Source organism: Xanthomonas sp. SHU 199 (assembly GCF_000364665.1).
Lineage (GTDB): Bacteria > Pseudomonadota > Gammaproteobacteria > Xanthomonadales > Xanthomonadaceae > Xanthomonas_A > Xanthomonas_A sontii.
Window position 1 is genome coordinate 1 of record NZ_AQOI01000383.1, and the last position, 8,374, is coordinate 8,374.

The 8,374-nt window shown below is 69.1% G+C and carries 4 protein-coding genes; all 4 read right to left on the minus strand.

Going from position 1 to position 8,374, the window contains the following annotated elements; genetic code table 11:
- A partial coding sequence (locus tag D183_RS27505; protein ID WP_441365881.1) for an MGH1-like glycoside hydrolase domain-containing protein occupies window positions 1–1,954 on the minus strand: 1,954 nt, incomplete at its 3' end.
- A gap of 164 nt (window positions 1,955–2,118) precedes the next feature.
- A complete protein-coding gene (locus D183_RS0112790) occupies window positions 2,119–4,947 on the minus strand; it encodes a TonB-dependent receptor (RefSeq protein WP_088033185.1) in 2,829 nt (942 codons plus the stop codon).
- Window positions 4,948–5,280: 333 nt separating this feature from the next.
- The gene (locus tag D183_RS0112795; RefSeq protein ID WP_017909343.1) at window positions 5,281–7,647 is read right to left on the minus strand and encodes a hypothetical protein; all 2,367 of its coding nucleotides are present in this window, start codon (window positions 7,645–7,647) and stop codon (window positions 5,281–5,283) included.
- 150 nt (window positions 7,648–7,797) lie between these two features.
- On the minus strand, window positions 7,798–8,106 hold the full coding sequence (locus tag D183_RS0112800) for a flagellar basal body protein (RefSeq protein WP_017909344.1): 309 nt from the start codon (window positions 8,104–8,106) through the stop codon (window positions 7,798–7,800).
- Between the last annotated feature and the right edge of the window lie 268 nt (window positions 8,107–8,374).

Genomic DNA, 8,374 nt, shown 5'->3' on the forward strand with positions numbered 1-8,374 from the left:
CCTGCGCCCAGAATTCGTTCTGGTCCGGGTAGCGGTTGTCGCCGTCGATGTAGTGCGCCCACGCGTTCCAGTACAGCAGCTTGCGGTAGCTGGACGCATCGAGGTACGGGCTCGGGTAATCGCGCAACACGCTGCCGAGCAGGCGGAACGCCACGGTGGAATTGATCACCGAGAAATTGTTGCTGCCGTCGGCGCCGCGCGCCTGCGCGTCGGCCTGGTTGGCGGTGTAGAACGGAAACAGCGGGAACTGCCGCGCATCGGCGAACAGACGCAGCGCGCGCACGTACTTGGGGTCGTCGTCGGCATCGCCGTGCCTGGGCATCAGGCCGACACTGAAGGGGTAGTAGTTGTTGGTTTCCTTCCAGTCCACCGGCAGGCGCGGCCCATCGGCCTGGCGCTGCTTGAGCAGGTCGCCGTGCAGGCCCATGCCGTCGGCCTGTGCACTGTGGTCCTGCCACAGCACGTCCAGCACGGCGCGGCGGATCTTCGCCGCCAGCGCCTGCATGCGCGTGGCGGTGGTGGCATCGCCGGCCAACTGCGCGGCCTGCGCGGCGGCCAGCGCATTGGCGTACACGTACGCGCTCTCGCTGCGGTCCATGCGCGGCGCGCCATGCCGCTTGGCCCAGTCGAAGGACACCGCGTCGGCGTCGTTGCCGGTCATCGCCGCCCAGTCGTATTCGATCAGGCCGTTGCCGTTGCGGTCGTAGGCGCGCAGCAGCGCGTCCACGTCGTCGCTGGCGTAACGCGCCAGTTGCCCGGCGATCGCCGGCGGACCGCCGTGCACCTGGTAGGCGCGCCAGGCGGCAGCGCTGAGGTACTGCGCGTAGGAATTGGACCAGTTCTCCGGCGCGCCGGGATTGTCCACGTACTTGCCGCCGCCGGCGGTCTCGCCGGCGCCGAACCAGGAGCCGTAGGCGTAGAGCGGATCGCGCAGGTACTTGAGGTCGTCGATGAACATGCCGGTGGTGAGCACGATGGCGTTGTCGTAGCCGAGCACGCCTTCGATCGCCACCGGGAACTGGTAGTCGTTGCCGGGCACCGCCGCGTCCAGGAAATTGAAGCGCAGCAGCCACCAGCGGTAGAACAGGGTCTTGTCGAGATTGTCCTCGGGCGTGTCCAGGTACGGCAGGTTGTCGGCCCACCAGAGGTTGTAGGCGACGACGTGGTCGCGATACGCCTGCTGCGGCGACTGCGCGGCGATGCGCCGGTATTCCTGCAGCGAGGCAGGCAGCTCGCGCGCGGTCAGCCCCAGTTGCACCTTCAGCGTCGGCGCGGCGCCGTGCGCCGGCACCACCAGTGGCCGCGCGATGCTTGCACCATCGACCGCGAAGCCGTCGCCGGAGAGCCGCGGGAACAGCGTGGTGATGGCGTTATGGGTGACGAAGGCGCCGGTCAACTCGGCGCTGTCGGGATGCGTGGCCATCGGCGAGACCGCACGCACGGTCAGTGCATGCGCCGCGCCGTCGGTGCTGGACACGGTGAGCTCGGCCACCGCCACGTTCTGTTCGCTGATGAACTTGACCAGTTGCAGGCGCACGCCGCCTCCGGCATACGCGCTGCTGAAATAGCTCGGCGTCTGCCGCCGCTGCGCGCTGTCCTCGACCAGCGCGATCGGCACGCCGTCGCGCTCCAGTTGCAGGCGGAACAGCGCGTCGTGGCCGGTCTTGTGCACGTAGGCCACGTCGCCGACGAAGCCAGGCTCCTCCGGCTTGTGCGTGTACAGGTAGGAGGCGCGGCCGCGGGTGAACAGCCAGTTGTTGCTGTCGCCGAAACCGCCGCCGGTGCCCTGCCGCGCCAGCAGACGGTCGATCCAGAAATCGCGGCCGGGCGCGCGACCGGCACCCGCCGCCAGGTCGGCGGCGAACACCCGCTGCAACTGGCCCTGCCCCTGCCCCGGCGCGAACGCCACGCCGCTATCCGGCAAGGGATGCGCATCACCCTTGAAGTGCGGCATGCCGATCGCGGCATTGCTGGGCTGCAGGCCTTCGCCGTCGCGGTCGAGGTCGCCGACGGCGGCTGACGCCGCCACCGCAGTCGCAGCGAACGACAGCCCAACCAGGAGAGCGACGGCGCCGCGCCGCACGCGCGATGCGGCGCCACCGGGTGCAGACGTGCGACTCAAAACTCGGTCCTGATCCGCGCCCAGAAGTAACGCCCCAGCGTGTCGTAGGTGAACGCATCGGTGTTGGCGGCGCTGGCATAACCGTAGTAGCGCGGCGGCGTGCGATTGCCGAGGTTGTTCACGCCCAGCGCCAGGGTGGTATGCAGGCTCTCGAACTTCCGGCTCACGCTGGCGTCGTGATAGGTCACCGTGCCGACCGGGAAGTACACGCAACTGCCGTCGGCGGCGGTGTTGACGCAGAAGTCCTCGTAGGCGCTGCCGACGCTGGTGCGCCCGATCAGCCGCGTGTTCCAGCTCGCGTGCCAGGGGCCGTTGTCCCAGTCGAGGGTGAAGTTGGCGCGCCAGCGCGGCATGTTGCCGTAGCTGGATTGTTCGCCCACATAGTTGTGCGGATCGCCGCTGAATTTGTAGCTGGACAGGTAGGTGGCATCGACGTCCGCACGGAAGCGACCCCACGCCGTCTCCGGCAAGGCGTACTTGATGCCGACGTCGTCGCCGCGGATGTCGACCTTGCCGCTGTTGATCGCGAACGGCACGGTGACGCTGACCAGTTGCCCGGTGGGACCGCGCTTGATCAGCGGGCAATAGGCGCTCTGGCCGTCGTAGCAGTTCTGCAGCACCTGATCCAGGCCGGTGCCGTTGATCATGTCGTCCAGGGTGACGCGCCAGCTGTCCAGGTTCAGCGACAGACCCTCGGCCCAGCCCGGGTCGTACACCGCGCCGATGTTGTAGGAGCGGCCCTGCTCGGGCTTGATCGCAAAGCCGGCGTTGGCCGAGCCGGTGGTGAGCACGGTGAAGGACGAGCTGTTGACGAAGCTGCCGTTGGTCGGCACGTTGGCGCAGGCCGCGGGATTGCCGCCGCCGGTGTAGCCGTTGCACGGATCGGTATAGGTGCCGGCGTCGTCGACCACGCCGTTGAACGGGGAGCCGTACAGATCGCCCAGCGCCGGCGCGCGGAACACCTGCGAGCCGGTGGCGCGGATCAGCAGGTTGTCGATCGGCCGCCATTCCAGCGCCACCTTGCTGTTGGTGGTGCTGCCCCAGTAGTCGTAGCGCGAGTAGCGCGTGCCCAGGTTGAGGTTGAGCGCCTGCGCGCCGGTCACGCCCTTGAGCAGCGGTACCAGCACTTCGGCATACGCCTCCTTGATGGTCTCGTCGTGGCCCTGGTTCATGATGCAACCGTCGTTGTAGTCGCAGTTGCCGTCCGCATCGGCCGCCGCCACCGGGTTGCTGGTGCCCTGCGAGAAGCCGTTCTTGCGGAACGACAGGCCGAACGCGGCCTGCACCGCTCCGGCCGGCATCGCGAACAGGTCGCCGTTGACGCTGGCCTCGGCGAACTTCATCGTGCTCTCGTCGATCAGGTCGACCGCGCTCTGGGTGGCCTTGATGCCGGCGATGGTGGCCGGATCGTCCGGGTTGAACACGTTGATCGGGGTACAGCCGGCGATGACGTTGCCGGGCGTACCGCACTTGATGGTGCCGTCGGTGTCGCGGAACGAGGCACCCACCGCGTTGTTGAGCGCCGAGGTGATGGAGAAGCCGTTGCGCACCAGGGTGTCCTTGTAGTGCGCGTAGCCGGCCGCCGCATCCCACTGCCAACTGCTGTCGCCGAACTTGCCGCGCAAGCCGGCGACGATATTGGTCTGGTACATCGTCGAGGTGTAGACGCGGGTGTTGGCCGGCACCGAACGCAGCAGGTAGCGGCTGAGCTGAGCGCCGAAGGGGTTGTAGTAGTTCTTCGCGGCGTTGGGCAGTTCCAGGCCGTAGGCGGTGAGCTGCGAGGTGGTCTCGCTGCGGGTCCAGAACATGTCCAGGTAGCCCTGCACGTTCGGGGTGAAATCGAACGTGGCGTGCGCAGAGGCGTTGGTGCGCTGCACCGGGGTGATCAGGTACTGCCCGGTGTAGGAGTTGTAGCCTTCCACCGCCTGGCTGTAGGTATGGAAGTCGCTCGCGGTGACCTGGCCCGGCGCCAGGTCGGCATTGGGCGTCAGCACGCTGCCATTGCGCAGGAAGGCGCGGGTGCCGTTGCCGCGGCGCTCCACCACCTGGCCGTTGAGATAGTTCTGCGCGGTGCGCGCGTAGTCGCGATCGCTGTCGTACAGCGCGTTCATCGAGCTGCGGCTCACGCCCAGGATCAGCCCGCCGCGGTCCCAGGTCTTGCCCCACTCTAGGCCGAGCGAGCGCCGGTTGCCGTCGCCGTGGGTGCTCAGGCCGTAGTCGGCGGTGGCGGCGAAGCCATCGTACTTGTCCTTGAGGATGATGTTGACCACGCCGGCGATGGCGTCGGAGCCGTACACCGACGAGGCGCCGTCGGTGAGCACCTCGATGCGCTCGACCATGGCCGCCGGAATCGCGTTGACGTCCACGCCGGGCGCAGCGGCGACGCTGCTGGCCGGCCCGGCCATGCGATGGCCGTTGACCAGCACCAGGGTGCGCTCGGGGCCGAGGTTGCGCAGCGACACCAGCGCGCGACCGTGGCTGAAGCCGGAGTTGAGCGCGACGTTGGGCATGTTGCCGGCCATCGCCGGCAGTTGCTGCAGCAACTGGCCGAGGGTGTCCTGGCCGCTGTCCTCGATGCGCTGGCGGTCGATGGTGATGACCGGGCTGGCGGTTTCCGCATCCACCCGGCGCAGATGGCTGCCGGTGACGCTGACGCGTTCCAGCGTGGTCGCCTGGGTGTCCTGGGTCTGCGCATCCTGCGCCTGCGCTGCCGGCGCGAGCAGGGCCAGGGCGGTGCAGATGGCCGCGGCCAGCGGACCGGGCTGCGGCGCGGCGCACCAGGAACACGGGAGCAGCGGCGCAACGCGTTCGAGCAAAGACGGCATCGGAAATCTCCTGAGCGGCAGCCTGGCGTTCGCCGGAACGCCGCCCTTCCCCAGGCGGCCGCCCCGTCGCCAGCGCGTGTGGCGGATACGAAAACGGACGTGTCCACGCATGCGCCATCGGATGGGACGATCCCGACGCCGCCTGCACGGCGACGCGCACGACCCATGCGCTGCGTCCCCGGTGACGTGCAACGAATCTCCCCCTGGACATTCACTGCACGGTCACAATGTGCGCGTAGGACGCGCGCGGCGTCTTGTCGTATTTATCGGGAAAACGTGCGGAATACCGCACTGCCCCGCGGACCGGCGGGACGTTTCCGACTTTTTCGCCACTCAGCCGTAGACGGCCGAAATCGCCACCGTCGCCGCGCTGCCGGCCGGCACCAGTACGCGCTCGTTGCGCGGCCCGGACAGCGCCGCCGGCTGCCCGTCCAGTTGCACCTCCTGCAGGCGGGTGCCGGCCGGCACGCGCAGGGTCAGCCAGGTGCGTGCCGGCCGCTGCGCCGGCAGCGTCACGCGGCCGTCGATGCGCTTGCGCGTCGGATTCCCGCGCAGCGCCAGCAACACCCTGCCCCAGCGCGTCGGCGCGGCGTCGATCGCGATCGTCTCGCCACTGCCCAGCCAGTCGCGCGGCACCGCCCGCGCCAGGAACAGTTCCTCGCCGGCGCTGTCCTCGAACACCAGCATCCAGCGCAGCAGCAGCGGAATGGTCAACTGCGCGGGGATGCAGAACAGCGGCATGCCGCCGGTGATGCCGGTGACCTCGCCCGCCGTCCAGCTGCCTCGGGTATGCACGTGGAAGCGATGCGCGTACAGGAACAGCAGGTATTCCTCGATCCGGTCCAGGCGCAGCAACTGCTGCGCGTAGCCGTAGGAGATGAAACCAAGCAGGTCGCGCGCCTCCGGGGTCGGCGCGGTGATGTTGCCGACCACACCGAGGCTGGTGCCGCCGTGGCCGCGCACGCAGTCGATCACCAGGTGCGCCAGGTCGTCAGGCAGCACGTCGGCCTGCAGCAGTTCGGCATAGGCGCGGTGTGGCCAGCCCTGCTCGCTGGGATGTTCCTGCTGCAGCGACTGGCGGAACGTCAGTTTCACCCCTGGCAGCGGGCCAATGTACGGGGGCTGCAGATCGCGACGGATGTTGCCACGCAGCGTGCGCAGCAATTGCGTGGACAGTTGCTGCGCACGGCGCTGCCATTGCGCCGCGGCGGCCTGCCCGCCGGGCCCGGCGATGCCGGGCCACACCGCGGCCAGGTCCTGCCAGCCACGCACCGTCAGCGCGCTGTTGGCGTAGTACGGCTTCCACCACACCTGCGGATCGGGGAACAGGCAGGCATCGGATTCGTTCCAGCCGTGGAGCAGGCCATGCCCCGGTGCCGATGCCGGCAGGCGCAGGCTGGCGTCGTGCAGTTCGACCAGCACCTGCGCGGTGGCGGCGATCTTGTCGCGGTGCTTGCGCAGCAGCGCGGCATCGCCGGTGTAGCGCAGGTAGCGCGCCAGCAGCGACAGGGTCAGCCCGAACTGGCCGGTCTCCGGGCCACGCATGTTGACCATGCCGTCGGCCTGCACGAAATCGCTGAAATACCCGTCCAGCACCGCCGCGGCCTGGGCGAAGCGGCCCCACTCCAGGTTGGCGTACAGCGAACTGGTGAAGGTGTCCTGGAAGCCGTCGTACTCGTTGCCGTAATAGTCGCGGTCCACCGCACCGTACTTGGGATAGGTGCCGCCCGGACGCACCACCAGTTCGCGGGCGAAGGCGAAGCGCGCCATGTCGCGCCAGCTCGCATCCGGAGTCTGCGCCTGCACGGTGTCGGCGAGCTGCGCCTGCCAGTAGCCGGCGAAGGCGAGCAGGCCGCGGTAGAAATCCTCGGCGCTGCGCGGGCCGCGCCGCGGCGGGTAGTCGGGATAGCTGTAGCCGTACACGACCTTGCTGACCTTGCCATGCTCGACCAGCGCGCTGCGGTGCCAGGTCTGCACCACGAAGCGGTCCTCGGCCAGCACGTCGGCGAACAGCAGGATGTCGTAGTAGCGGCCCTCACCGGCCGGCACCACCTTGCGCACCGCCGGCATCCAGCCGCCGAGCAGGCCTTCGCTGCGGCGCCGCACCAACTCGTCCTTGCCCAGTTCCGGGAACGCCTGGATGGCGCGATAACAGCGGGTGCGCCCGTCCGGGTACACCGGCATGGTGTCGGCGCACTCGCGGGTACCGACGAAGGTGGTCCACGGCAGGCGCCCGTTGTAGTCCTTGGGATCCAGTTGCGAGGCCGGCGGCGGCGCCACGTCGCGCACCTCGTCGGCGCGCGGGTCGCCATCGCGCAGCAGGCGGTCGGCGAGCAGGTCGGCATCGGCCATCGCCACCTCGGCCAGGGCCATGCCGAAATACGGCGCCTGCGCGGCAGGGAACACCGCTTCGGTGCGCTTGCCCAGCACCAGCGCCCCGCCCGGCCCGCGCAGGGTCAGATCGCCGTCGGGCTGGCGCAGGTCTTCGTAGACCTCCCAGGTCGCGCCCGCTTCGACGAAACGGCATTGCAGGGTGTGCCCGGCCAGCGCGTCGGCCGCCAGCGGCTGCAGTTGCGGCGGTGCAGGCGCACGCGCGGCGCTGGTCGCTGTGGGTGCCGCGGCGGCACGCCCGGCCAGCGCTTCCACGCCAGCAACCGCGCCGACGGCCAGGCCCTGACGCAGGAAATCTCTCCGATCCATCTACCGTCCCCGATGCAATGCGATCGTCGCATCCTGCGCTGCGCGCGCCGCAGCGTCTTGTGCGCTGTGCCGAGGATCGGTGCGGAAAATCGCATAGCCGCGTGATCGCGGCGATGTTGCGTTGCGGGAACGCAACGCGTCGGCGACGGCTTACGCGAGCACGTCGAGCAGGCTGCCGATGCTGTCGTCGGCCGCGCGCAGCACGCGCGCATTGGCCTGGAACGCGGTGCGCTCGGTCAGCGTACCGACCATGTCGTCGACCAGATCGCTGCCCGGCCCACCGGCCTGCTGCACCTGCCCGACCACGCCACCGCCGGCGGTGGCCTGATTGACCGGTACCGAACGCTGGAAGCCCTCGGTGGCGAGATTGGCGATGTTGTTGGCGCGCACCTGCAAGCCGGACGTCGCGGCGCGCATGCCGGACAGCGCGATCGAGGAACTGGGGGCGATGGCGGTCATAACGGGCCTGGGGCGCGGGGAGACTTGCCGGGTTATCGGCGGAGTTGGCGAGGGCTTGAGTGGGGGAATTGGAATTGGGGATTGGCAAGAGCGGGCGCGTCGGCGCGATGATCTGAAGCCCCTCTCCCCTCGGTAGAGGGGTTGGGGTGAGGGTACGGAGCCGCGCGATACCCCAAAACTTGGTGCATCGCCCGCACCCTCATCCGCCCCTTGCGGGGCACCTTCTCCCGAGGGGAGAAGGGAAAAGCCAAAGCCCCTCTCCCGTCGG